We start from the raw sequence: 21,686 nt of genomic DNA on the forward strand, positions 1-21,686 counted from the left end.
TAGATAATATTCGAATGGATAATCGATAGATATCCATAGAGTATTCTTGTTGTCTTCGTAATTATTGAGTGAAATTTCGAGAAAATGTACGAATTGTGAGCGTTGTCATCAAAAATAAAAGGGGAATCTTCTATGATGAAGCACGCACTTTTGGCGACGTGCGCCGTTGTGGTCTCGTTTGGGACGCAGGCGGCGACAGCCGGAACGATCACCTATGACGATTATACCGGCGTCAAGACCGGCTGGCAGATGGCCTCCGACGATGCCTATCTCGGTTCGCGCGCGGGGTGTTTCGAAAGCCTGGTCCGCGTCGGCTATGACACCGCACTGGAGCCGGGGCTGGCCGAATCCTGGACACAGACCTCGCCGAAGGTCTGGGAATTCAAGCTGCGCAAGGGCGTGAAGTTCCAGAACGGCGAGCCGCTTAACGCTGCGGCCGCAGTCAATGCACTCACCAATCTTCTCAAGGCGCCCGTTCCGGCTCGGGCCTTTTCGCCCAAGCTGATCGCTGCCGTCGATGCTGGTGGCGACGATATCGTGAAGATCACGACCATCGAGCCATCGGTGCTGCTGCCGGCGCAAATGGCAAGCCCGGCGACTTCGATCCTCGCGCCATCCGCCTATAAGGATGGCAAGGTCGATCCGATCGGAACCTGCACCGGGCCATTCAAGATCACCAAGGTCGATGCCAACCAATATATGGAGCTGACCGCGAACCATGACTATTGGAACGGCATGCCGAAGCTCTCGGGCGGCCGCGTAAACTTTATTCCGGATGCCGATACGCGCGCCACCCAGATAAGAAGCGGTGAAGTGCAGATTTCGCGCGTGATTCCACCCTGGGCGGTAAAGACCATTGAAGCCACGAAGGGTGTGAAGGTTGCGCCGATTACCGTGCCCCGGATTACGGAAATGCTGCTCAATAATTCGAAGCCGCCGTTCAAGGATATCAAGGTTCGGCAGGCGATCCGGGCTGCCATCGACACCGCCGGTATTGCCGACAGCATCTATGAAGGCGTGGTAAAGCCCGCAACGATGCCCTTCGCACCCGGAGAGCCGTGGGCGCCGCAAGACGTCACGCCCGCTTATGACGTAGAGAAGGCAAAGGCTCTGCTGAAAGAGGCGGGAATTGCTCCCGGCAGCCTGAAGCTGACGCTTCTGGCCTACACTGAAAGAACCGAACTCAAGGATGTTGCCGCCGTTATCCAGGCCCAGTTGCAGGAAATCGGCATCAAGGTTGATGTGCGTGTTGCCGATTACACTGCGATCGAGCCCGATCTCCTGGCCGGCAATTTCGACATGGTTCTTCTGTCACGCGGTTATGCCACTGATGTTGCAGAACCGATCGGTTTCCTCAACGCCGACTACACCTGCGGAGGCGGCTACAACATCTCGCATTATTGCAGTGAGGAGACGGACAAGCTGATCAAATCAGCCTATGTGGCGGCTGAGCCGGCCAAGCGTTACGCCATCTATGCCGAGGCGGCGAAGAGGGTTTACGACGAAGCCGTCACCGTCTACCTCATCCACGAGACCGCTTTCGATGCCTATTCGGACAAGGTCGAAAACTTCAAGCCGCATCCGATCAACTACTTCATCATGACCAAGGATCTGGCGGTGAAATAAGCCGACATGACATTGCTGACGAGGTATGGCCCGGCTCGCAAGAGCCGGGCCATATTGCCGATATGGTGCCGCCACGCCGGGGCTGGATGCCGGATCAGGCCCACTGCCGTCCGGGCCAAATTTCTGGACAATGTGCGTGACATTGATTTGGAATGACGAGCTACGCCAAACACTCCGGCGTCATCCTCGGGCTTGTCCCGAGGATGACGCGAGAGGTGTGAAGCCTTCGCCGCCGGCTTCGGTAGAGATATCTGTTCGGGAGGTGTGGAAGGACGAAGCTTGATCTCGTCCGACGGCTGTCACGCAGGTTCAGCGCGAAGCGGGGCAGGCGGGGCGACCCGGCGGCGGCAGGATGGAAGCGCCGCCGGTATCTCTTCGGATCAGGCGCGTGCTTCCGGCGTATAGCCAGCGGCGGTGATGATTTCGGCAATACGCGCTGCATCGGAGACGCCGCCAACCACGACCGTGCGGCTTGCCGGATCGGCATGCACGGCAGCGCCGGGAACGGTCTTTTCGATCGCGCCCTTGATCACACCGGCGCAGTGACCGCAGGTCATGTCTTCAACGTGGAAAGAAAGGTCGGCATCGACGGGTGCGGCAGTGGTTTCGGGGTGATGCTGATGGGCGGTGCACATAGGCGGTTCTCCATGGTTTGGAATTCTAACGGGAGGAGCCTGGACTATTCCAACGTGGGAAGGTCAAGCGCTTTATTCGCGCATGCGCAACATGTGTATCGCCGGATCAGCTGCGCCAGAAGATCGGCATCAGCAGCACCAGAACCGTCAGGATTTCCAGACGCCCGAGCAGCATCAGGACCGACAGGAGATAGAGCGCCGGGTCGCTGATTGTGGAGAAATTGCCGACAGGCCCGATGATCGGGCCGATGCCGGGTCCGACATTGGCAAGCGCCGTCGCAACACCCGATGTGGCGGTGAGGAAATCATAACCCATCAGGCTCATGGCAAGGCTGCCGGCGATCCACAGCGCGATGAAACAGCTGATGAACAGAAAGATGGTGCGGATGGTTTCCGGATCGACCACCTGCTGGCCGTAGCGCACCGAATAGACGGCATTCGGATAGATCAGCTTCTTGAGGCCCGCGCGCGCCACATTGAAGATGATGAGGAAACGATAGGCCTTGATACCGCCCGCAGTCGAGCCGGAACAGCCGCCCATGAAGGTCGCGAAAAAGGCGACGACGACGACGAACGGACCCCAGAGCGTATAGTCGTCGCTGGCAAAACCTCCGGTCGACAGGATAGAGGTCATGTTGAAGAAGGAATGGCTGAGCGCGTCGTCCAGCGGTACACCGTTTCTAAGGTGATGATAGACGCCCACCGCAATGGAGATCGCGCAGAGATAACCGAGGAAGACGGCGATCTGCGGGTCGCGCAGCGTCTCCAGCCGGCGGCGGACGGCAAGCAGGATCATCACCGAAAAGGGCAGGCTGCCGAAGATCAGGAAGATCGTGGCGATCCACAGCAGCGCGGTATTGTCAAAATAGGCGAATGAGGCGTCATGGGTGGAAAAGCCGCCGGTCGCGACGGTCGACATGGCGTGGTTCAGCGCATCGAAATGCGACATGCCGGCAAAATCGAAGGCCACCGTGCAGGCGATTGTCATGATGATGTAGATCGCCACGAAAGCCCGTGTGAAGCTCGCCAGACGCGCGAAGGGCCGGTCGTTGCCGGTATCGGAAGATTCCATGCGAAAGAAGGTCATGCCGCCGACGCGAAGCAGCGGCAGGATGAAGAGACCGAGGGCGACGATACCGATACCGCCGAGCCAGCAGAGCAGGGATCGCCACAGAAGAATGCCCTGCGGCGCGTTGTCGAGGCCGGATATGGCCGTCGATCCTGTCGTGGTGATGGCCGAAACGGATTCGAAGATCGCCTGACCGGGCGTCAGGTCGAGTTCCGACAGATAGAGCGGAACCGCGCCGATGATGGAAAACACCAGCCAGAGCAGGTTGACGAGCAGAAAGCCGAAACGTTTGTTGAAGGAGGTGATCGGTCCGCGGGTCGCGAGCGCGCATGCAAGTGCAAAGCCGCCGCACATGAAACCCGAAAGCGCAAACACCATCCAGTCATCATTGCCGTAATAAAGATCGGTCAGTGCCGGCAGAAACATGGCCGTCGCAAGGTAGAGCCCGAAGATGGACGCCACATATATGACCGAGCGCAGAAGGTTGCTGTTCAAGAAATGAAACCCGGAGTTCGTTGCCGCGCTGAAATGAGTCTTTGTCTCGGACGCCTTCCTATGGCATAGCGGGTGCCATTATGAATTTCAATGGATTGACTATCGTGGACAAGCAGCTTGTGGAAGCAGCGCGGCGGGAAGTGCGGGAGATATTTCCGGAAACGCCGTTGCAGTTGAATGAACATCTCAGCCGTCGGTATGGCGCGTCGATTTGGCTGAAGCGTGAGGATCTGTCCCCGGTTCGTTCCTACAAGATTAGAGGCGCATTCAACTTTCTGCGCAAGGCGGTGGCCAAGGCCGGCAAGGACAAGATTTTCGTCTGCGCTTCGGCCGGCAATCATGCGCAGGGCTTTGCTTTCGCCTGCCGCCATTTCGGCGTTCACGGCGTTGTTTTCATGCCGGTGACGACACCGCAGCAGAAGATCGAGAAGACCCGCATCTTCGGCGGTGAATTCATCAGCATCCGTCTCGTGGGCGATATATTCGACCAGTGTTACGCCGCTGCCCGCCAGCACGTACAGGATAATGACGGCTACATGGTGCCGCCCTTCGATCATGAAGACATCATCGAGGGTCAGGCTACGGTTGCTGCCGAGATCATGGACCAGCTTCCGGAAGGCACGAAGCCTGACATCGTCGTCATGCCTGTTGGTGGCGGCGGTCTTTCGGCTGGCCTCACCGGCTTTCTGGCCGGCACCGTCCGCAAGGAGAACTTCGTATTCTGCGAGCCCGAGGGTGCGCCGAGCCTGAAGAAGAGCCTAGAGCGCGGTGAACCGGTGACACTGAACAAGGTCGACAATTTCGTCGATGGCGCCGCCGTCGCCCGCATCGGCGACCTGAACTTCAAGGCGCTGAAGGATTTCCCTGCCGAGCAGGTCATGCTCATTCCGGAAAACGCCATCTGCGTGACGATCATCGAGATGCTGAACCTCGAAGGCGTGGTGCTGGAGCCTGCGGGTGCGCTCTCCATCGCCGCGCTGGAGAAGCTCGGTCGTGAGAGGCTGGAAGGCAAGACGGTTATCGCCGTGGTCTCCGGCGGCAATTTCGATTTCGAGCGCCTGCCGGATGTGAAGGAACGCGCAATGCGTTACACCGGCGTGAAAAAATATTTCATCCTGCGCCTGCCGCAGCGCCCTGGCGCGCTGCGCGATTTCCTCAACCTGCTCGGTCCGGACGACGATATCGCCCGTTTCGAATATCTGAAGAAATCGGCCCGCAATTTCGGTTCGATCCTGATCGGCATCGAAACCAACGCGCCGGAAAATTTCGCCGGCCTGCTGGAGCGCTTCGAGGCCGCCGGTCTCGGTTATGAAGACATCACCGAAAACGACATCCTGTCGAACCTGATTATCTGATCGGGGAGTTAAAGACAGGGAAGGGCGGATCACCTCCGCGCTTCAAACGTGACATAGATTGAGGGAGTGAAAGCCATGGCATCGTTTTTTTCCAAAATCCTCTCGGCCTTCGGCTCCGGCCAGCCGTCCTCGGACGCGCCGCAGAAGGTGTCGCAGGCCGAGCCGCATGCGCATGGCGACTATCTGATCTATGCGACGCCGATCAAGGAAGGCGGTCAGTTCCGCCTGGCCGGCCGCATTGAGAAAAAGGCCGGCGACGAAGTGCTGGTGCATGAATTCGTGCGCGCCGATGTCTTCAGCAGCCTGGACGATGCGGTGGAGTTCACGATCCGCAAAGCCAAGCTCATCATCGATCAGAACGGCACATCGCTTTTCCCAGGAAAATGATGACGTTTTCTTGCCCCGCACATTAAGATTCCGTTGTTTGCTTCGGCCTATCGTCTCTGAAGGGCATGGAGTCGCACCAATCAACCCGCGCGACGTGAATCGATAAGGCATGTGCCGATGCAGTGGGCAAATCTGGCCCTCTTTTTGACGGAGGCCATCGTCTATTTTTCGGTAATGACGGCCTTCCTTCATTACCGGCATATTCTCGGCATCGGTGTTTTTCTCACCGCGCTGGGCGTCATGCATTTTCTGGAAACCTATCTGGCGGCCGTCTTTTACGTGCAGCTGCCTTTCGGCGTGGCGTCGCCCGGTTCCTCGATTCTTTTTGCCGGCAAGCTGATGATGATCCTCATGCTCTATATGCGCGAGGATGCTGCGGTGGTGCGCCAGCCGATCTATGGCCTTTTTCTCGGCAACATATTGACCGTCATCATGGCCCAGATCATCCGCTTTCATCAGACGGTGGCGATCGTGCCCGGGCAGTCTGTCAGTACCGGCTTTCTGGACGAGATGGGTGTGCTGATGGTCTGGGGCACCAGTCTGCTTTACATCGACGCCATCGCCATCATCCTGTTTTATGAAAAACTGGGGCGGTATCTGCAGCGCCATATCGTCCTGCGTTTCGGCATCTGCGGTGTCGTCATCCTCAGCCTCGATCAGGCGGGTTTTTACGGTGCGCTGCGACTTCTGTTCAACGCGCCGGTCGATGTGTTTTATGATGGCTGGAAGGCGAAGATGGCGGCCGTCGCGGTCTATTCGCTGCTCTTCGCCATCTATCTGTGGCTGACATCGGCCAAGGGCCGTTTCCTGATACGCCGCAACATTGCGGATGTCTTCAACGATCTGACCTTCCGTGAGCGCTACGAAGAGCTGTTATCTCGCTCCGGACGCGACATGCTGACGGGTGTTTCGGACCGCGCCCGCATGGAGCTCGACGCGCCCTCCATCGTGCTTGACTGCGCCGAGAAGAGGCGGGCGATCAGCGTGCTTATCGTCGATATCGACCATTTCAAGACTGTCAACGATACGTTCGGCCATCTGCGGGGCGATGAAATTCTTCGGGAATTCGCAGCAGTCATGAAGCGGTCGGTTCAACCACATGGCCATCTCTACCGTTTCGGCGGCGAGGAATTTGTGGCCCTGCTTCCGGCGATGACACACGAGGCCGCACTTGCCTTTTCCGAAGGTCTGCGTGCCGCCGTGCTGACGGGTCTGCGCCGGCCCGACGGAACGCCCCTGACTGTCAGTATCGGTGTCGCGACCGGTCTGGAGGATGGGCGAGTATTCCTCGAACTTCTTTCCGAAGCCGACTCGCGGCTCTATGCGGCAAAAAATAACGGCCGGGATCAGGTCCACGGCCGTTACGGAATGTGGGTCGGCTGATACCTTGCCGGTATCAGCCTCCATTCAATTGTCTCAGGCGGCCTGCGCCAGCTCTTCAACCTTGGCTTCGGCGGCGGCCACAGCCTTTTCGACGGCTTCCGGGCCAAATGCCAGGCCTTCGACATAGATGACTTCCACATCCGTCATGCCCATGAAGCCGAGAACGGTCTTCAGATAAGGAACGGCGTGGTTCATCGAAACGGCCGGGCCTTCGGAGTAAACGCCGGCAGCGGCCAGCACGATGTAGACCTTCTTGCCGGTGGCAAGGCCGACCGGGCCGGTTTCGGTATATTTGAAGGTCTGGCCGGCGCGGGCGACGTTGTCGATCCACGACTTCAGGCCGGAATAGATGTTGAAGTTGATGAGGCCGGTGCCGATGACGACCGTGTCTGCTGCAAGAAGCTCTGTAACCAGCTTGTCGGAATAATCGGCGGCAACCGCTTCTTCGGCGGTGCGCTGGTCGGCCGGCTTGCGGATCGCTGCGGTCTTGACGGTGTCGAGGTGCGGGATCGGGTCAGCGGCGAGATCGCGGTGGACAAGGGTGTTGGAAGCCGACTTGGCCTTCAGCTTGTTTGCGAGCTCACCCGAAAACTTGTTGGAAACCGATTCGTCGCCACGCGGGCTGGAGGTGATGAGCAGAATGTTGGACATGGTCTTTCCTTGCATAAGCGATGAATTGACGGGCGCCTTGGGAGGGCGGGAGAGCACGATGCCCTTCCTTTGCGCTCTATATGAAAAATTACTGCCATCAAGAAAACTGTGATAATATGGAAGCAATCTATCGATGAAATGGATGGAACATGGACGCGAACCCGACGCTTGACCAATTGCAGGTGTTTTTGACGGTTGCCGAGACCGGCAGCTTTTCCGCTGCGTCACGGGCGCTCAATCGCGCGCAGTCGGTGGTCAGCTACACGATTGCCAATCTCGAGGCGCAGCTTGAAGTCACGCTGTTTGAGCGCAGCGGCGTGCGCCAGCCGAAACTGACGGATGAGGGCCGCGCCATGCTTGAGGATGCAAGGCGCATCGTCGCCGGCCTGCAGGAGATGCGCGCCCGCGCCAAAGGGTTGAAGCAGGGGCTTGAGGCGGAACTCTCGGTCGCCATCAGCACCATGGTGCCGGCGGAGGCCATGGTGGCCGTGCTGAGGGATTTTCGCCAGCAGTTCCCGACCGTCACCCTCAGCCTCAATGTCGGCGAGCTGGGCATGGTCATGGATATGGTGCTCTCCCGCAAGGCAGGCATCGGCATTGGCGGGGCGATGCTGCGCCAGGATGATGAGCTCGTTGTCGAAAAGGTCGGCCATTCCTTCATGTTGCCGGTCGTCGCGTCGGATCACCCTCTGGCGCAGATCGAGCGGCCGCTGGTTCTCGCCGACGTGCGCGAGGAGGTTCAGCTTGTCGTGACGGATGCATCCGGCCTGACCAAGGGCCGCGATTTCAATGTTCTCTCTTACAAGACATGGCGGGTCAGCGACATCGCCACGAAATACCAGCTCATCAAGGGTGGCCTCGGCTGGGGCGGTCTGCCCGCATCGATTGTGCGCAATGATCTGACCAATGGCAGCCTGAAAGCGCTTGAACTTGAGGCCTATGAGCAGGGCGAATATCCGCTCTTTGCGCTGCGGCGGGTGGATTCACCGGCAGGCCCCGCAGGCCAGTGGCTTGCCGAAGCATTTCAGCAGCGCCTGTCTGCCTGCCCGAACCACAAGGATTTCAACGGGATGCTTGCGGCCAGCAAGCAGAGGACCATTGCTGTCGCCGCTGAGTGACAGTCTCGCCCTCCCGGCCGGTTTCAGCCGGGAGGGCGAAGCTTTTAGAGAACCAGACGGAACTTCGCGAAACCTTCCGCGCCGTCACCGGCATCCTCGATTTTCGCGCCCTTGATATCTGCCGCATAGTGGCGGCCCTTGGGGCCGGTCTCGAAGATCGCCGTGGTATTGGCGACAGGCGCGAAGGACCAGTTGGCATCCGCAGACGGGTTGATGGTGCCCTGATCGATGATATAGCGCACGATCACGTCGCGGTTGGTATCGGGCGCCACGAAGATCACCTTGTCGCCGGCGATATCGGGGAATTTGCCGCCGCCGCTTGCCCGGTAATTATTGGTGGCGACCACGAATTTCTGCTCGGGATCGATCGGCTTGCCTTCAAATTGCAGGTTGACGATGCGGTTGCTGTCCGGATTGACGGCCTTGCCGTCCTTGTCGAATTTCGCCGGTTTGGAAATGTCGATCTGATAGGTCACACCGTCGATGACATCGAAATTATAGGACGGAAAATCCGCGTTCAGCAGCGGCGCATCCTTTGCGCCCGCTTCGACGGTGTTGAACATGCCGGCCGACATTTCCAGCCAGTTCTTCACCTGCGCGCCGTTGATCAGCACCGCCTGCACCGTGTTGGGGTAGAGATAGAGATCGGCGACGTTCTTGATGGCGATGTCACCGGCGGGGACATCGGTGTAATAATCCGCGCCGCCGCGGCCGCCCGACTTGAAGGGTGCTGCTGCCGAAAGCACGGGCAGATCCTTGTATTGTCCTTCCTTCAGCATGTCCTTGATGTACCAGGTCTGGGCATTGGAAACGATCTGCACGGATGGATCGTCCGCTACCAGTGCGAAATAGGAATAGAGCGGCGCGGAGGTTTTACCGACCGGACGGCGCACATAGGCAAGTGCCGCCTCATGATCGGCTTTGGCGGCGGCGAGGACTTCCGCCTTGTCCGTGAAATCGGCGACGACCTTGCGGTTTTCGTCACGGTGATAGATCGGCCGGGCTTCGGAGGTGAAGTCGACGATCTTCCAGCTTTTGCCGTCCTTTTCAAGCAGCAGGTCGATGAGGCCCATATGCGAGCCCCAGAAACCGGCCATCACCGCCGGCTTGCCCATCAGCGTGCCCTTGACCGCATCCGCACCCTCAATGCCGTCCCAGGTCTTCGGACCGGGGAAAACGAGATGCTGGTGGCCGGTGAAGATGGCGTCGATGCCTTCGACGGCAGCGAGATAAAGCGAGGCGTTTTCCATGCGCTCGGTCTGGCCCTTGCCATCGATACCGGAATGGGAAAGGGCGATGACGATATCAGCGCCTTCTTCCTTCATGACCGGAACCCAGGCTTTCGCCGCCTCGACGATGTCACGCGTCTGGGCCTTGCCCTCGAGGTTCTTGGAATCCCACATCATGATCTGCGGCGGCACGAAGCCGATGATGCCGACCTTGACCGGGCTCGTCACGCCGCCGCCATCGCGGATCTGCTTTTCCAGAATGACATAGGGCTTGAAGAACAGCTCGTCGTTTTTCGGATCGGAAGCAAGCTGGCCCTTGGTGAGGTTGGCGCAGACGTAAGGGAAACCCGCGCCGGCCAGCGTGTTCGACATATAGTCGAGGCCGTAATTGAATTCGTGGTTGCCGAGCGTGCCGCAATCATAACCCAGCACATTCATGGCATTGATCACGGGGTGCTTGTCGCCGGCCTTCATGCCGCGCTCATAGGCGATATAGTCGCCGAGCGGATTGCCCTGCAGGAAGTCGCCATTGTCCACCAGCATCGAGTTACCAGCTTCGGCGCGGATGGTGTCGATGATCGAGGCGGTGCGGGCGAGCCCCATCGTGTCGTTCGGCTTGTCGGCGTAATAATCATAGGGAAAGACATGAACATGGATGTCAGTCGTTTCCATGATGCGCAGATGCGCCTGGTTGGTCGCTGCGCGCGCAGCAAAAGGGTGCAGCAGCACCAGCGCCGAGGAGGCCGCGATGCCGCCCAGAAGCGAACGCCGGGTGATGGGGTGGAGAGCGAGAAGCGACGACATGGGAACTCCTTCGAATGAAGCTTGCTCTGTCATGAAAAACGACAGGGTAGAAGCAATCGCAGAGGAGTCCATCACCAAAATGACAGGCCCGTGACGGATGGGCCTGTTTTCAACCGTTTGATAAATTTTTTGTCGCGGCAGCGCGGCGCGGGTGTCGCCGTACCGGAGAATGCGCATCGTCCGCCCTGCGCATTCCTCTTCGCTGGACCAGCGGATCAGCGGGCGAGGGTCGGTTTCACGTCTTCATGGAAGAAGCGGAAATAGGAGGAGAGCTGCGCCAGCGTGTTGGTGGAAAGCTTGAGCTGCAGGCCGAGGCGGTTCATGTGCTGCCACTGCACGACGCCTTCGATGAAGCCCAGATCCTCACTCTGCACCTTGACCCGGCTGCCCTTGGCGGCGGCGAAAGGCCCGTCCAGTTCGAGCGCCATCCCCGTCGCCGAAAGATCGACCACGCGTCCCCTGGTCGACTGGCTGAAATAATGCACGGTCGCAAAAATTCTGGTTTTGCTGCGGGGCGCAGTCCGGGTCGCCATATTGAGGTTATTTGTCATGTTGCTGCTCAAATCAATTGTTTCCGATACCATGCATCATGGCGCAAAAAGCTTGAGAGCCGTTTAGTTCTTCTCTTAAAATTGCAGGTAATTGCCGATTATGCTGTGTCGATACGGCACTGATAGCAATTATTACGGGCGGATCGCACATGCACATAAGCGACATCAGAGCGCTCCAGAAGGCGCAGTGCTCGCGACACGATCTCGCCCGTCGCCGTCACCGCGCCGGTGCCGTAGACGATGCGGTCATCGGCTCCATAACCCCGCACGATGTAATCCGGGCTGTCCAGCATCGGCGGGACATCCTGCGTCTGCGGATAGCGCTCACAGGCCTCGGCATGCAGAAAAACCGGTCCCGTTTCCGCATAAGGCTGTAGCGAGGGGAAAGGCCGGTAGGCGAGGATCAGCATCCCGTCGCCTTCGCCGATCTGGCGAAGGCAGTGGCGGCAGGGCATGCCGCCTGGAGAAACGGCTTTTTCCGGCGGATTGCCATAGGCGTCGGCGGCTCCCGCCCGGAAGGCCTCGGCTTCCTTAGCCGGCATTGCGGTAAAAACGAGATCGGTCATGTCGGGGCCTTCTGGGTTGGGATCGGCGTTGCTTCTTTGCAGCTATCGTCCCGAAATGGATCACTATCCACCCGATTCTTGACAGGCGATGCAACCAGCCCATTGCGTGACTCGTTAGCTTCGGGAATCAGTGACGCTCCTCGTTCCCGGAAGGTCTGATTTTATGTTCCGTCGTTTTCTGGCCGCCGTTCCGCTGGCTTTCGTATCGTTGACGGCTCCGATGCAGGCCGAGGCGCAGGTCGCCTCCGGTCTCGACGGCCTGTCCGACGATCAGCTTCAGCAGGCGGTCAATTTCGTTATCGGCAACGCGATCTTCTCGCTTTATCACGAAGGCGCACGCATGCTGATCTCGGATTTCGGGACTGCGGACACGGCAAGTGTTCAGGCCCCGGCCGATCAGCTGGCCGGCACGCTCATCCTTCAGGCCAATGAGGAATGGCTCGACACCGCGCTCGTCAACGCCACCGACAGCTGGTATCTCGCCCGTGAGGCGGAGACCCTGCCGGAGCACGAGGCTCCCGTCTTTTCCGCGCTGGTGCCCGACAGGAGCCGCGACCGCAACATGGCCTGCCTGATGGTCGGTCGCGACAAGGATGGTTATGGCGATCTGGCCGCCATGATGGGGCTCAACAATGCCGAGTTCGACAAATGCGCCGCCGCCTACCCCGGCGTTGCGTCGGCCTGGGAGAATTTTCTGAGCACCCACCGCAGCCAGACGCCATCCAGATTTGCCGTCAGCTATGTGCCGCCGCGTGATCCGGAACTTGAGCCCTATGCCATCATGGTCAAGGAATCGAAGATTCTCGATCTCATCAGCCGCAGCTTTGGCGGCTATGGCCTGAAGGGAGACGTCAAGCTGACGGCCAGGTCCTGCGGCCGCCCCGATGTCTACTGGTCAGCCGAAAAGCGCGAAATCACCTATTGCTACGAGCTCGGTAAATTCCAGGCGGAGCTGATTGCCGATCATCTGTTGAACACGGTCACGGAAGACAAGGGGGCTGCCGGCGGCCATATTCCGACGGCGGTCAATCTTGAACGGGAAATCTGAGGCGGATTGCCGGACGCTGGTGATCTGGCCTCCTGAACGGGGAGGAGGCCAGCCACCCCTCAATTGCGCATCGAGATTTCCAGAAGTTCCGTATCGGCGAGCGGCTCCACCCAGGCTTCATAGGTGCCGACGGGCGAAAAGCCCATCATCTGGTAAAGCTGCAACGCACGCGGATGGTCGAGCGTATTGGTGGTCACCGTCACCCGCTGCGGATTGTCCTGCCAGGCGGCATAAAGCGCCTGCAGGAGAAACCATTTGCCGACGCCGGCACCGATCGCCTCTTCGAGCAGGCCGAAATAGGACAGCTCTGTCACCTCGTCGCTCGCCTTGTTCAGTTCGAAGAAACCGGCGGGCGCACCGTTCATATAAAGGACCGTGACGCTGTTTTTTGGATCGCGCAGGATGGCGGAAAGCTCCGCATCGCTCATGCGCATGCGCTTTTGCCAGTGCCAGCGTTTCCCCACCCGCCAGTAGAGATAACGGTAGAAATGCAGGGGAATGTTGTTGACCCGCATCAGCGCCGTCTGGATGTTGACGGGGATCGGCAGGCTGACCTTCGGCGGCGCGGTCATTTCGAGCTGCGTCACATGCGCCTTCAGCGGCCCATGCGATACCACGGGAACAGGCTCGGCGGGGCCGGTAACAATAGGCGTATCTTCCAGTCCGCCCCATTCCGACCACGAGCCATCATAGAGCGAATTGTCCTGATGGCCGAGTGATTCAAGCGCCAGCGTGATGACGGCTGCGGTAACGCCCGAGCCGCAGCTGGTGACAACGGGCTTGCCGAGATCGATGCCGGCGTCGGTCACCATCTTGCGGATGGCGGTGAGGTCCTTGAAATGACCGTTCTCGGAAAAGGCGGTCGCGGGCAGGCTGCGCGCGCCGGGCATATGGCCGGAACGCATGCCGGCACGCGGCTCGGCCTCGTCGCCGGTGAAGCGGCCTGCGCCGCGAGCATCGGCGATCTGCTTTTCACCGCTGTCGACGATGCCGCGCATCGTTGACAGCGACGTCACGCGCTTTTCGTTGAAATCGGGTGTGAAGGTTGCGGGTTCGATTTCCGGCGTGCCGGTTTCGAGCGGCCGGCCCTCGCGCTTCCAGCCGTCCAGTCCGCCATCCAGCACATAGGCCTTGCGCACGCCCATCACCCGCAGCATCCACCAGACGCGCGGTGCGGAAAAGAAACCGGGGCCGTCATAGACCACGATCGTGTCGGTATCGCTGAGCCCGAGCTCGCCAGCCTGTTCGGCAAAGAACTCCGGCGAGGGCAGGGAATGCGGCAGGCCGGTCGTATGATCGGCGATCTTGTCCTGATCGAAGAACACGGCGCCGGGCAGGTGACCGGCCGCATATTCTTCCGCGCCGTTGCGTTTATGCGCCGGCAGATACCACGAGGCATCAACGAGACGAAACCCGGCCGTGCCGAGTTGTTTTTCCACCCAGTCCGCCGAAACGACGAAACGGCTCTTATCCGTGCTCACGATGTCTCTCCTGATTTCAGGCAGCAGCTTCAGGCGCGCCGAAACGAATGCGGAACCGCCTGTTCTCCTTGCCCTTCTTTTCTATCTTGGCAATGTGAATATCGCCCACTTCCTGCGTTTCGGAAACATGGGTGCCGCCGCAGGGCTGGCTGTCGATGGCAGAATTTTCGCCGATGCAGACGAGGCTGACCCGGCCGAGGCCCATTGGCGGGCGAACATTCTTGGATTTGACGATGCCCGGATTGGCCTGCAGCTCCTCGTCGGTAATCCATTGCAGGAAAACGGGATGGTTGGCTTTCACCAGGTCCATCAGCTTTGCCGTGACCTCATCCTTGTCGATGGTCTCCGACATATCGAAATCGACACGCGATTCGTCCTCGCCGACGGCGGCTCCGGTGATCGGCCATTGGCAGACAACGGACAGAAGGTGGCAGGCGGTATGCATGCGCATCAGCTTGTAACGGCGCGGCCAGTCTACATGCAGGGTCAGCTTTTCGCCGATCTCCGGAGAAGGCTGGCCTTCGAGCGGCACATGGACGATCACGCTCTTGTCGGCACCGTTTTTGGTGATGCCGAGTTCGATGCGCGAACCATCGGCCCGCTCGAGAAAACCGCTATCGCCCGGCTGGCCGCCGGAGGTGGCGTAAAAGCAGGTCTGATCCAGCTCTATGCCGCCATCCTCATGCACCACCGTGACGATCGCTTCTGCGGTGGAAAGATAAAAATCGTCACGGAACAGGGCATTCACAGGCATTTCGGCATGTCCTCAAACGGTTTCGTACGGAACCGCAATCTCGCTTTTCGTCGCCAGCCACTGTGGAATCGGAAGTCCCTTGGAACGCAGGAAATCCGGATTGAAGAGCTTCGACTGATAACGATTACCGTAGTCGCAAAGTATCGTCACGATGGTATGCCCCGGACCAAGCTCGCGGGCAAGGCGGATTGCGCCGGCGATGTTGATGCCGGAGGAGCCGCCGAGGCACAGACCCTCTTTGGTGACCAGATCGAACAGCACCGGCAGGGCTTCCGCATCCGAAATGCGATAGGAGAAATCCGGCGTGAAACCTTCCAGATTGGCGGTGATGCGCCCCTGTCCGATGCCCTCGGTGATGGAGGAACCTTCCGACTTCAGCACGCCGTGCTTGTAAAATTCGTAAAGGGCGGCGCCTTCGGGATCGGCAAGACCGATCTTGATGTCGGGATTGAAATCACGCAGGCCATCGGCAACGCCCGCAAGCGTTCCACCGGAACCGACCGAGCATATGAAGCCGTCGACCTTGCCGTCCGTCTGATCCCAGATCTCAGGCGCCGTCGTTTCGATATGGGCCTGACGGTTGGCGATATTGTCGAACTGGTTGGCCCAGACGGCGCCGTTTTCATCCGTCGCGGCAAGCTGCTTTGCCAGCCGGCCGGAGACCTTCACGTAATTGTTCGGATTGGAATAGGGGGCTGCCGGAACTTCGACCAGCTTGGCGCCGAGAAGTTTCAGCGCGTCCTTCTTTTCCTGGCTCTGCGTCTCGGGAATGACGATGACCGTCTTGTAGCCCAGCGCATTGGCGACCAGCGACAGGCCGATGCCGGTATTACCCGCCGTTCCTTCCACGATGGTGCCGCCCGGCCGCAATTGCCCGCGCCGTTCGGCGTCGCGGATGATGTAGAGCGCGGCGCGATCCTTCACCGACTGGCCGGGGTTGAGGAACTCCGCCTTGCCGAGGATTTCACACCCCGTCGCTTCAGAGGCGGCTTTCAGACGGATGAGCGGCGTATTGCCGATGGCACTGAGCGCAGAGGAATGAATGGTCATGATTGAGCCTTCTTGTCTGAGCGGAAATTAGGTGCCGTTATGTCCCGTTACAACCGCTTCAACGCAAGAAATTATCTTCCCGGCTTTGGCTTAGCCACGCAAAATTTTGCCGATACCCAATTTTATGCGTTTTTCTTGACTTCGGCATAGGCGGCAAGCGCTCTTTCCCGCGCCTTTCCATGGTCGACGATCGGCAGCGGATAGGTCTTGCCAAGCTCGATGCCCGCCTTCTTCAAGACCTCTTTGGGCGCCTCGAACGGCTTGTGGATGTATTTCCGGTCGAGCTTTTCAAGCTCCGGCACGAAGCGGCGCACATAGTTGCCATCGGCGTCGAATTTCTCGCCCTGCAGGATGGGGTTGAAAATGCGGAAAAACGGCGAGGCGTCCGCGCCTGAACCCGCCACCCATTGCCAGTTGGCGGCATTTGAGGCCGGGTCGGCATCAACAAGCGTATCGCGGAACCATTTCTCGCCCTTCCGCCAATCGATCAGCAGATGTTTGATGAGGAAGGAGGCAACGATCATGCGCACCCGGTTATGCATGGTGCCGTGTTTCCACAATTGCCGCATGCCGGCATCCACGATCGGATAACCGGTCATGCCGCGCGTCCAGGCCTTGAAGGATTTCTCGTCGTCCCGCCAGCCGAAGGCGTCGAAACTCTCGTTCCAGTTCTTCTCGTCCAACCCAGGGAAATGAAACAGCAGGTGATAGCAGAACTCCCGCCAGACGATTTCCTTGCGGAAACGGCTGATATCGTTTGAGGCGATATGCCGGGAAAGTCCCTTCGTCGCATGCCAGACGGTGGCGGGTGATATTTCACCCAGGGCCAGATGCGGCGAGAGCATGGAGGTTGCGTCCTTTGCCGGAAAATCGCGACCTTCTTCATAGCCTTTCAGGGCGCCATCGATGAAATCATCGAGTTTCTCCTGCGCGCCGCCCTCGCCGGGAGCCCAGATGTCGCTGAAGTGTTTCGCCCAGTCTGGTTTAGTGGGCAAGAGCTTCCAATCGGAGAGCTTCTCAGATTCCGGCCATGCCTTCGGCGCTTTCAGGCTCTTCGGCGCGTCCGCCGGCGCATGCGGCTCCTCGCCGCCCTCCAGCGCCCGCCAGAAGGGCGTATAGACCCGGTAGGGACCGCCGGATTTCGTCTGCAGCCGGGATGGTTCATGCAGCAGGTGCCCGGAAAAGCTGCGAACGGTCAGGTCATCGTCGCGCAGCTTCTGCTTCAGCGCCTTGTCCGTCGCCACGCCTGTTAGATCGTAACGGCGGTTCCAGAACACTGCGTCAGCGCCGGTTTCGGATATCAGCTGGCGCAGCGTCTCGCCGGCGTCGCCGCTTGCAAGAACAAGGCGACTGCCGGTTTTTTCCAGCGCGGCGGAAAGGCAGGCGAGGGAGTGGTGAAGCCACCATTCCTGCGCGCCGCCGAGCGGGCCGCAGGACTTTTCCCTGACATAGACGGGGATGACGGGGCCGCCATGCTCCACGGCGGCAAGCAGGGCAAGATTGTCCGAAAGGCGCAGGTCCTTGCGGAACCAGACGATGACGGGGGAGGCTGTTGTCGGCATGAAAGGACCCGGTTCACTTCCGCTTGAACGAGTGTTGAGACGCTTTGTTCCGCAAATCGGCTAGAATGGAAAGATGGAGGTACATGGTTTCTCGAGGGTTATTTTTTCGCCCTTGAAACCGCTGATGAAGGGAACCAACTGGAGGGGCCGGCGTTTGTCGCGGGTTAATAGAGCATGGAAGTGCAATCAATGTTGCTGAACGACGTTAAGTGGGAAAAGCCCGTTACCATCTCCCTTGAAAACGGTGCTCCCCGGATTTTCAATGGCGTTTACGAAGCCTTCGATTTTCTTCAGCACGAATGGCCCGAACGTGGCGACAAGGCGCATGAACAGGCGCTGCGTCTGTGCCGCGCCTCGCTGATGGGCGATGTGGCGGGAGAAATCGCCCGCACGGCTTTCGTTGCCGCCAGCCGGCAGGCGCAATGCCTTGTCGAAGAGCAGGGCAAAATCGCATCCTGAGCGGATTTTCAGGACTGACGTGTAAAAGGCCACCCGCCAAAAACGGGTGGCCTTGTTTGTTGAGAGGCAGGAAACGGGTTGTTTCGAATGCGGGATATGGCATCGTGCATGCGAAAAGGCGAATGAGTGACGGCAATGAGCAATAACTACGGCTATATTGTTTTTCCGACGGCCCTCGGCCATTGCGGCCTTGCCTGGGCGGGGGGCGGTATCGCGCGTCTGCAATTGCCCAGCCCTGACGCTGGTGAGACCGAAAAACTTCTCCAGAAGCGCCTGCCATCCGCCTCCATTGCCGTTCCGGAAACACGCACGCGTGAGGTGATTGCAATGATCACCCGTTATTTCGGCGGCGAGCAGATCGATTTTACGACCGTAGAACTCGACCTCGCCGGACAGGAGCGATTTTTCCTCGATGTTTACGCCGTTGCGCGGCAGATCGGCTGGGGCCATACCACGACCTATGGCGGCATCGTAAAGACGCTAGGTCTCGGCATGGAAAAGGCCCGCGATGTCGGTCAGGCCATGGCGAAAAATCCGGTGCCGCTGATCATTCCCTGCCACCGGGTTCTCGCTGCCGGCGGCAGGCTTGGAGGCTTCTCCGCACCGGGCGGAACCACCACCAAATTGCGCATGCTAGATCTCGAAAATGCCGGCCGCAGCCGCGCCGATGAGGCGCAGGGCAGCCTGTTCTGAAGCAATGACAGATCAGCGCACATGAATAGGTGTCTGATTTCTGCCCATTTCTCGTCAAATTGTCGCTAAATTGTCACAATACACGGGCGCCCTCTAACATAAGGGCGAGACGTTTGAGAGTATCCGCGTTAATTCTATCCGTTGCCTTGTCTTTTACAGTCGTTGCATCGGCCTCGGCCGGCATGCTGAACCAGGCGGAAAAATACACCGGGCTGCACGAGTCCAAGAACAACAAGAGCCTCAAGAATATTCTTGGCGCAAATCCCCGCAGCACCCCATGGTGCGGCCTTTTCCTGCATGCTGTCGCCAGCAAGGCCGGCCGGCAGTCTCCCAAATCCTATGGATTTGCAAAGTCCTGGACATCCTTCGGTTATGCAGTTCCGGTGGGCCAGGCCAAGCCGGGCGATGTCGTTGTCATTCGCAACGGCCGCGGTTATCACGCCGGCATTTTGAAAAGCATGAGCGGCAAGACCGCCCAGATCCTCGGCGGCAATCAGTCCGGCCGGGTGCAGGTGTCGAACTTCAATCGCAAGGCCATCGTGTCGGTCCGTCGATAAAATCTCCAGACATTCCTTTGATAAAGGCGGGCTTTGACCCGCCTTTTCCATTTTCGGCCTATGTCTGCTCTCTGGTACCCGGCGCCGCCTCGCGCTGGTCATCGTCCTCAAGATCCGTGGCGACGATGAAGGCGTCCTCATGCTGCCTTGCCGCCTGCCGGCGTGCACGTAGGCTCATGCTCTCGTCCGGGTAAATCTCGCCGTCCTTTGCTTTCAGCTCGCTGTCGGTTTCGAAACGCGCGACATCCTCGTCGCGAATATCAAGCGGTTCGGTTTTCGGCTTTTGCGGGGTGTTCATGAAATGGTCTCCTGCGGGTTTCTGCAGGGCAAACGATCCGCGGTCGACAACGGTTCCCTTTCACGCGGAAATGCTCACCCGCGACGAAACCGCGCGGAACAAACTCTGGCTTTTTTTGTTTTTTCAGTGGCACAATCAAAACCGGTGCAACACGAAGAGGGAGGTCCGTTATGAGCCATGACCGCGAAGCCGTAATCCGTGAAAAAGCGCGCGCAATATGGGAGAGGGAAGGAAGACCCGACGGGCATCATGAAAGACACTGGATCGAGGCAGAACGGGAACTTTCCGCAGATGCGGAAGCGGCAAAGTCCAAAAGCGAGAATGGCGTGAAGAAGCCAGCTGCCGCGAAGGCGTCAGCGGAGAAGGCGCCTGCGAAGAAAACGCCAGCGAAAAAGGCAGCCTCGGCAAAGGCCAAATCCCCGGCAGTAAAATCGCTTGAGAAGGAGCAGAAATCTGCGGTCAAGAACAAGGACGACGATTTGACCGAGAGCCTTGAGGAGAGTTTTCCGGCAAGTGATCCGCCGGCACTGACCAACGCCACAAGGGCGACGAAACGGGTGGTCAAGAAGACCTGACCGTTTGACGGCTGAATAACCGGGAATGCAGGAAAATCCCCGATCCAAATCGAGCGAATTGCAGCGGCACTTCGCTCTTCAAAACATGTTTTTGAGAGAGATGGCTCCCCGGGCCGGATTCGAACCGGCGACCTGTCGATTAACAGTCGAATGCTCTACCGCTGAGCTACCAGGGAACGTGCACCGCTTGGCGCGGTGTGAGCGGGGTAATACAAATGCTTTTCCGATTTGCCAAGCGGTTTTTTCAAAAAAAACGCATTCCTCTTGTTTTATCCCTCCAGAGTCCCGATTTTCCGGGCTTGTCGACGGTGAAAAAATTATCCACAGGCCAGATGAAAAAGGGCAGGATGGAATGAAATTCGGTATCGACCACAGAACGCATCGTCTCCATGTCGGAAAATGGAGCCTTGCCATGCCGCGTTCGCGCGTCGGCAGGATCGCGACGGGCTCGGCTCTGGTGGTGGGCGGAACGCTGGGTTTCCTGCCCGTCCTTGGTTTCTGGATGATTCCGCTTGGTCTCATCGTGCTTTCCCACGATCTGCCCGTGGTTCGCCGCCAGCGGCGACGGCTGGCGGTCTGGTGGGCGTCGCGGCAGAACGGCCGCGCCAGCCGTAATGGCGGCCGGCGATAGGTCTTAAGCGCCGATGGAGCTGCTGATGCCCTGGCCGGCCCAGAAAGCCGCATAGGCGAGCGCTGCGAAATAAATCGTCGTCAGACCCAGGAAGAGATAGCCGCCGAGCACGGTGACGCCATCCCGCTGAATCATCCCGGCCGAAAAAAGCAGGATCGCGACACCCGGAAGGGTGTTGGAGAAGGGAATGAAGCCGAGCGGCATCATCAGCAATACGCCCGCCGTCATCAGCGCAAGCCCGTTTATCCTGTTGGCGATGATGCCCGTCGTCAGCGCGGGAATGCGCGGACGGATGAAACCATCGAGCTTGGAGACAATGGCGACGCCTTTTTGAAGGGCGGGAACAAGCTTTGCCGTTTCCATCTGCCGGTCAAGAATTTTTGCCGGCAACCATGGCAGGCGATTGAGGGTGATTGCCAGGCTGACAAGGATGATCGCTGCGCCAAAGACCGTGCTGACGCCGGGAATGGAAACCGGAATGAGAAAGGGTAGGGATGCGATCGCGCAGATGAGCAACAGGCCCTGTTCGCCGATTGCTTCCATCAACTCGCGCAACGTGATCGTCTGACCCTGCAGCTTTCCTATTAGCTTCTCAAGCGTCGTGCTGAGCTTTTCAGACGTATCAGTGAATGCGAATTCGTTCGTCATACGGCTTCCCGGGAGTTGTTTTAACTCCGGGCTTGATAACATTCATCCGGCCCAATGCCTA

23 protein-coding genes and 1 tRNA gene are annotated in these 21,686 nt (G+C 58.9%); 11 read left to right on the forward strand and 13 right to left on the reverse strand.

The genetic code is table 11. The features are described 5' to 3' along the window. Positions 1 to 132 precede the first annotated feature (132 nt). Positions 133 to 1,626 (forward strand): ABC transporter substrate-binding protein, encoded by a 1,494-nt coding sequence (locus QRN60_RS05630; RefSeq protein WP_080866072.1) that lies wholly within the window; start codon positions 133 to 135, stop codon positions 1,624 to 1,626. A 380-nt stretch (positions 1,627 to 2,006) separates the two neighbouring features. Here the strand turns inward: QRN60_RS05630 and QRN60_RS05635 are convergent, their stop codons facing one another. Further along, positions 2,007 to 2,261, reverse strand: coding sequence for a heavy-metal-associated domain-containing protein (locus QRN60_RS05635; RefSeq protein WP_003502257.1), 255 nt, complete (start codon positions 2,259 to 2,261; stop codon positions 2,007 to 2,009). 106 nt (positions 2,262 to 2,367) lie between these two features. Further along, positions 2,368 to 3,825: a TrkH family potassium uptake protein gene (locus tag QRN60_RS05640; protein ID WP_003502258.1), complete on the reverse strand. Its 1,458-nt coding sequence runs from the start codon at positions 3,823 to 3,825 to the stop codon at positions 2,368 to 2,370. 80 nt (positions 3,826 to 3,905) lie between these two features. Here QRN60_RS05640 and ilvA point away from each other — a divergent pair, with 80 nt between their 5' ends. The 3 genes from ilvA to QRN60_RS05655 all read left to right on the forward strand — a co-directional run bounded on the left by ilvA (position 3,906) and on the right by QRN60_RS05655 (position 6,950). Then, positions 3,906 to 5,180, forward strand: coding sequence for a threonine ammonia-lyase (gene ilvA / locus QRN60_RS05645; protein ID WP_020810789.1), 1,275 nt, complete (start codon positions 3,906 to 3,908; stop codon positions 5,178 to 5,180). 75 nt (positions 5,181 to 5,255) lie between these two features. Next, positions 5,256 to 5,567, forward strand: a complete 312-nt coding sequence (locus tag QRN60_RS05650; protein ID WP_003502261.1) for an HlyU family transcriptional regulator — start codon at positions 5,256 to 5,258, stop codon at positions 5,565 to 5,567. A 117-nt stretch (positions 5,568 to 5,684) separates the two neighbouring features. Continuing rightward, positions 5,685 to 6,950: a GGDEF domain-containing protein gene (locus QRN60_RS05655; RefSeq protein ID WP_080866074.1), complete on the forward strand. Its 1,266-nt coding sequence runs from the start codon at positions 5,685 to 5,687 to the stop codon at positions 6,948 to 6,950. A gap of 33 nt (positions 6,951 to 6,983) precedes the next feature. On the opposite strand, the gene QRN60_RS05660 is transcribed toward QRN60_RS05655, so the two are convergent. After that, positions 6,984 to 7,601 carry an FMN-dependent NADH-azoreductase gene (locus QRN60_RS05660; protein WP_026363437.1) on the reverse strand — a complete coding sequence of 206 codons (618 nt, stop codon included), beginning with the start codon at positions 7,599 to 7,601 and terminating at the stop codon, positions 6,984 to 6,986. Positions 7,602 to 7,750: 149 nt separating this feature from the next. Between QRN60_RS05660 and QRN60_RS05665 the strand changes: the two genes are divergently transcribed. Further along, on the forward strand, positions 7,751 to 8,719 hold the full coding sequence (locus tag QRN60_RS05665) for a LysR family transcriptional regulator (RefSeq protein WP_020810793.1): 969 nt from the start codon (positions 7,751 to 7,753) through the stop codon (positions 8,717 to 8,719). Between the two features lie 44 nt (positions 8,720 to 8,763). On the opposite strand, the gene QRN60_RS05670 is transcribed toward QRN60_RS05665, so the two are convergent. The 3 genes from QRN60_RS05670 to QRN60_RS05680 form a co-directional block, all read right to left on the reverse strand. After that, on the reverse strand, positions 8,764 to 10,752 hold the full coding sequence (locus QRN60_RS05670) for a bifunctional 2',3'-cyclic-nucleotide 2'-phosphodiesterase/3'-nucleotidase (protein WP_129565038.1): 1,989 nt from the start codon (positions 10,750 to 10,752) through the stop codon (positions 8,764 to 8,766). 215 nt (positions 10,753 to 10,967) lie between these two features. Beyond that, on the reverse strand, positions 10,968 to 11,303 hold the full coding sequence (locus QRN60_RS05675) for a PilZ domain-containing protein (RefSeq protein WP_004441225.1): 336 nt from the start codon (positions 11,301 to 11,303) through the stop codon (positions 10,968 to 10,970). Positions 11,304 to 11,401: 98 nt separating this feature from the next. Next, the gene (locus QRN60_RS05680) at positions 11,402 to 11,869 is read right to left on the reverse strand and encodes a DUF1203 domain-containing protein (RefSeq protein ID WP_020810796.1); all 468 of its coding nucleotides are present in this window, start codon (positions 11,867 to 11,869) and stop codon (positions 11,402 to 11,404) included. Positions 11,870 to 12,032: 163 nt separating this feature from the next. On the opposite strand from QRN60_RS05680, the gene QRN60_RS05685 reads away from it, so the two are divergent. Next, positions 12,033 to 12,917 (forward strand): DUF4344 domain-containing metallopeptidase, encoded by an 885-nt coding sequence (locus QRN60_RS05685; protein ID WP_099085486.1) that lies wholly within the window; start codon positions 12,033 to 12,035, stop codon positions 12,915 to 12,917. A 59-nt stretch (positions 12,918 to 12,976) separates the two neighbouring features. Here QRN60_RS05685 and sseA read toward each other — a convergent pair whose 3' ends face one another. From sseA to QRN60_RS05705, 4 genes are all read right to left on the reverse strand, one after another. After that, a complete protein-coding gene (gene sseA, locus QRN60_RS05690; protein WP_111792643.1) occupies positions 12,977 to 14,398 on the reverse strand; it encodes a 3-mercaptopyruvate sulfurtransferase in 1,422 nt (473 codons plus the stop codon). Between the two features lie 16 nt (positions 14,399 to 14,414). After that, positions 14,415 to 15,152, reverse strand: a complete 738-nt coding sequence (locus QRN60_RS05695) for an alanyl-tRNA editing protein (RefSeq protein ID WP_129565039.1) — start codon at positions 15,150 to 15,152, stop codon at positions 14,415 to 14,417. Positions 15,153 to 15,164: 12 nt separating this feature from the next. Further along, complete coding sequence (locus tag QRN60_RS05700) at positions 15,165 to 16,202, reverse strand: cysteine synthase A (RefSeq protein ID WP_129565040.1); 1,038 nt, start codon at positions 16,200 to 16,202, stop codon at positions 15,165 to 15,167. Positions 16,203 to 16,324: 122 nt separating this feature from the next. Further along, positions 16,325 to 17,764 (reverse strand): cryptochrome/photolyase family protein, encoded by a 1,440-nt coding sequence (locus tag QRN60_RS05705; RefSeq protein WP_129565041.1) that lies wholly within the window; start codon positions 17,762 to 17,764, stop codon positions 16,325 to 16,327. A gap of 189 nt (positions 17,765 to 17,953) precedes the next feature. Here QRN60_RS05705 and QRN60_RS05710 point away from each other — a divergent pair, with 189 nt between their 5' ends. The 3 genes from QRN60_RS05710 (at position 17,954) to QRN60_RS05720 (ending at position 19,473) form a co-directional block, all read left to right on the forward strand. Then, a complete protein-coding gene (locus QRN60_RS05710; RefSeq protein ID WP_003502285.1) occupies positions 17,954 to 18,223 on the forward strand; it encodes a DUF982 domain-containing protein in 270 nt (89 codons plus the stop codon). A 135-nt stretch (positions 18,224 to 18,358) separates the two neighbouring features. Continuing rightward, the gene (locus QRN60_RS05715; RefSeq protein ID WP_129565042.1) at positions 18,359 to 18,916 is read left to right on the forward strand and encodes a methylated-DNA--[protein]-cysteine S-methyltransferase; all 558 of its coding nucleotides are present in this window, start codon (positions 18,359 to 18,361) and stop codon (positions 18,914 to 18,916) included. A gap of 113 nt (positions 18,917 to 19,029) precedes the next feature. After that, positions 19,030 to 19,473 carry a TIGR02594 family protein gene (locus tag QRN60_RS05720; protein WP_020810805.1) on the forward strand — a complete coding sequence of 148 codons (444 nt, stop codon included), beginning with the start codon at positions 19,030 to 19,032 and terminating at the stop codon, positions 19,471 to 19,473. A 58-nt stretch (positions 19,474 to 19,531) separates the two neighbouring features. Here QRN60_RS05720 and QRN60_RS05725 read toward each other — a convergent pair whose 3' ends face one another. Next, positions 19,532 to 19,771 (reverse strand): hypothetical protein, encoded by a 240-nt coding sequence (locus tag QRN60_RS05725; protein WP_129565043.1) that lies wholly within the window; start codon positions 19,769 to 19,771, stop codon positions 19,532 to 19,534. A 170-nt stretch (positions 19,772 to 19,941) separates the two neighbouring features. On the opposite strand from QRN60_RS05725, the gene QRN60_RS05730 reads away from it, so the two are divergent. After that, entirely contained in the window at positions 19,942 to 20,346 is a 405-nt protein-coding gene (locus tag QRN60_RS05730) for a DUF2934 domain-containing protein (protein WP_129565044.1), read from the forward strand. 101 nt (positions 20,347 to 20,447) lie between these two features. On the opposite strand, the gene QRN60_RS05735 is transcribed toward QRN60_RS05730, so the two are convergent. Continuing rightward, positions 20,448 to 20,522, reverse strand: a tRNA-Asn gene (locus QRN60_RS05735). Positions 20,523 to 20,698: 176 nt separating this feature from the next. On the opposite strand from QRN60_RS05735, the gene QRN60_RS05740 reads away from it, so the two are divergent. Further along, on the forward strand, positions 20,699 to 20,977 hold the full coding sequence (locus QRN60_RS05740) for a hypothetical protein (protein WP_129565045.1): 279 nt from the start codon (positions 20,699 to 20,701) through the stop codon (positions 20,975 to 20,977). A gap of 3 nt (positions 20,978 to 20,980) precedes the next feature. On the opposite strand, the gene QRN60_RS05745 is transcribed toward QRN60_RS05740, so the two are convergent. Continuing rightward, positions 20,981 to 21,625 (reverse strand): exopolysaccharide biosynthesis protein, encoded by a 645-nt coding sequence (locus tag QRN60_RS05745; protein ID WP_020012290.1) that lies wholly within the window; start codon positions 21,623 to 21,625, stop codon positions 20,981 to 20,983. Positions 21,626 to 21,686 lie beyond the last annotated feature (61 nt).

This window comes from Agrobacterium sp. CFBP2214 (genome assembly GCF_030209895.1).
In the GTDB taxonomy this organism is placed as follows: Bacteria; Pseudomonadota; Alphaproteobacteria; order Rhizobiales; family Rhizobiaceae; genus Agrobacterium; species Agrobacterium radiobacter.

What these genes read in the sequence shown, in the direction of transcription:
- QRN60_RS05730 (WP_129565044.1), top strand. Translation starts at nt 19,942, where the DNA reads ATGAGCCATGACCGCGAAGCCGTAATCCGTGAAAAAGCGCGCGCAATA.
- QRN60_RS05710 (WP_003502285.1), top strand. Translation starts at nt 17,954, where the DNA reads ATGTTGCTGAACGACGTTAAGTGGGAAAAGCCCGTTACCATCTCCCTT.
- QRN60_RS05700 (WP_129565040.1), bottom strand. Translation starts at nt 16,202, where the DNA reads ATGACCATTCATTCCTCTGCGCTCAGTGCCATCGGCAATACGCCGCTC.
- QRN60_RS05660 (WP_026363437.1), bottom strand. Translation starts at nt 7,601, where the DNA reads ATGTCCAACATTCTGCTCATCACCTCCAGCCCGCGTGGCGACGAATCG.
- QRN60_RS05670 (WP_129565038.1), bottom strand. Translation starts at nt 10,752, where the DNA reads ATGTCGTCGCTTCTCGCTCTCCACCCCATCACCCGGCGTTCGCTTCTG.
- QRN60_RS05725 (WP_129565043.1), bottom strand. Translation starts at nt 19,771, where the DNA reads ATGAACACCCCGCAAAAGCCGAAAACCGAACCGCTTGATATTCGCGAC.
- QRN60_RS05685 (WP_099085486.1), top strand. Translation starts at nt 12,033, where the DNA reads ATGTTCCGTCGTTTTCTGGCCGCCGTTCCGCTGGCTTTCGTATCGTTG.
- QRN60_RS05650 (WP_003502261.1), top strand. Translation starts at nt 5,256, where the DNA reads ATGGCATCGTTTTTTTCCAAAATCCTCTCGGCCTTCGGCTCCGGCCAG.
- QRN60_RS05740 (WP_129565045.1), top strand. Translation starts at nt 20,699, where the DNA reads ATGAAATTCGGTATCGACCACAGAACGCATCGTCTCCATGTCGGAAAA.
- QRN60_RS05745 (WP_020012290.1), bottom strand. Translation starts at nt 21,625, where the DNA reads ATGACGAACGAATTCGCATTCACTGATACGTCTGAAAAGCTCAGCACG.
- QRN60_RS05680 (WP_020810796.1), bottom strand. Translation starts at nt 11,869, where the DNA reads ATGACCGATCTCGTTTTTACCGCAATGCCGGCTAAGGAAGCCGAGGCC.
- QRN60_RS05630 (WP_080866072.1), top strand. Translation starts at nt 133, where the DNA reads ATGATGAAGCACGCACTTTTGGCGACGTGCGCCGTTGTGGTCTCGTTT.
- QRN60_RS05675 (WP_004441225.1), bottom strand. Translation starts at nt 11,303, where the DNA reads ATGACAAATAACCTCAATATGGCGACCCGGACTGCGCCCCGCAGCAAA.
- QRN60_RS05635 (WP_003502257.1), bottom strand. Translation starts at nt 2,261, where the DNA reads ATGTGCACCGCCCATCAGCATCACCCCGAAACCACTGCCGCACCCGTC.
- ilvA (WP_020810789.1), top strand. Translation starts at nt 3,906, where the DNA reads ATGAATTTCAATGGATTGACTATCGTGGACAAGCAGCTTGTGGAAGCA.
- QRN60_RS05705 (WP_129565041.1), bottom strand. Translation starts at nt 17,764, where the DNA reads ATGCCGACAACAGCCTCCCCCGTCATCGTCTGGTTCCGCAAGGACCTG.
- QRN60_RS05655 (WP_080866074.1), top strand. Translation starts at nt 5,685, where the DNA reads ATGCAGTGGGCAAATCTGGCCCTCTTTTTGACGGAGGCCATCGTCTAT.
- QRN60_RS05665 (WP_020810793.1), top strand. Translation starts at nt 7,751, where the DNA reads ATGGACGCGAACCCGACGCTTGACCAATTGCAGGTGTTTTTGACGGTT.
- QRN60_RS05695 (WP_129565039.1), bottom strand. Translation starts at nt 15,152, where the DNA reads ATGCCTGTGAATGCCCTGTTCCGTGACGATTTTTATCTTTCCACCGCA.
- QRN60_RS05715 (WP_129565042.1), top strand. Translation starts at nt 18,359, where the DNA reads ATGAGCAATAACTACGGCTATATTGTTTTTCCGACGGCCCTCGGCCAT.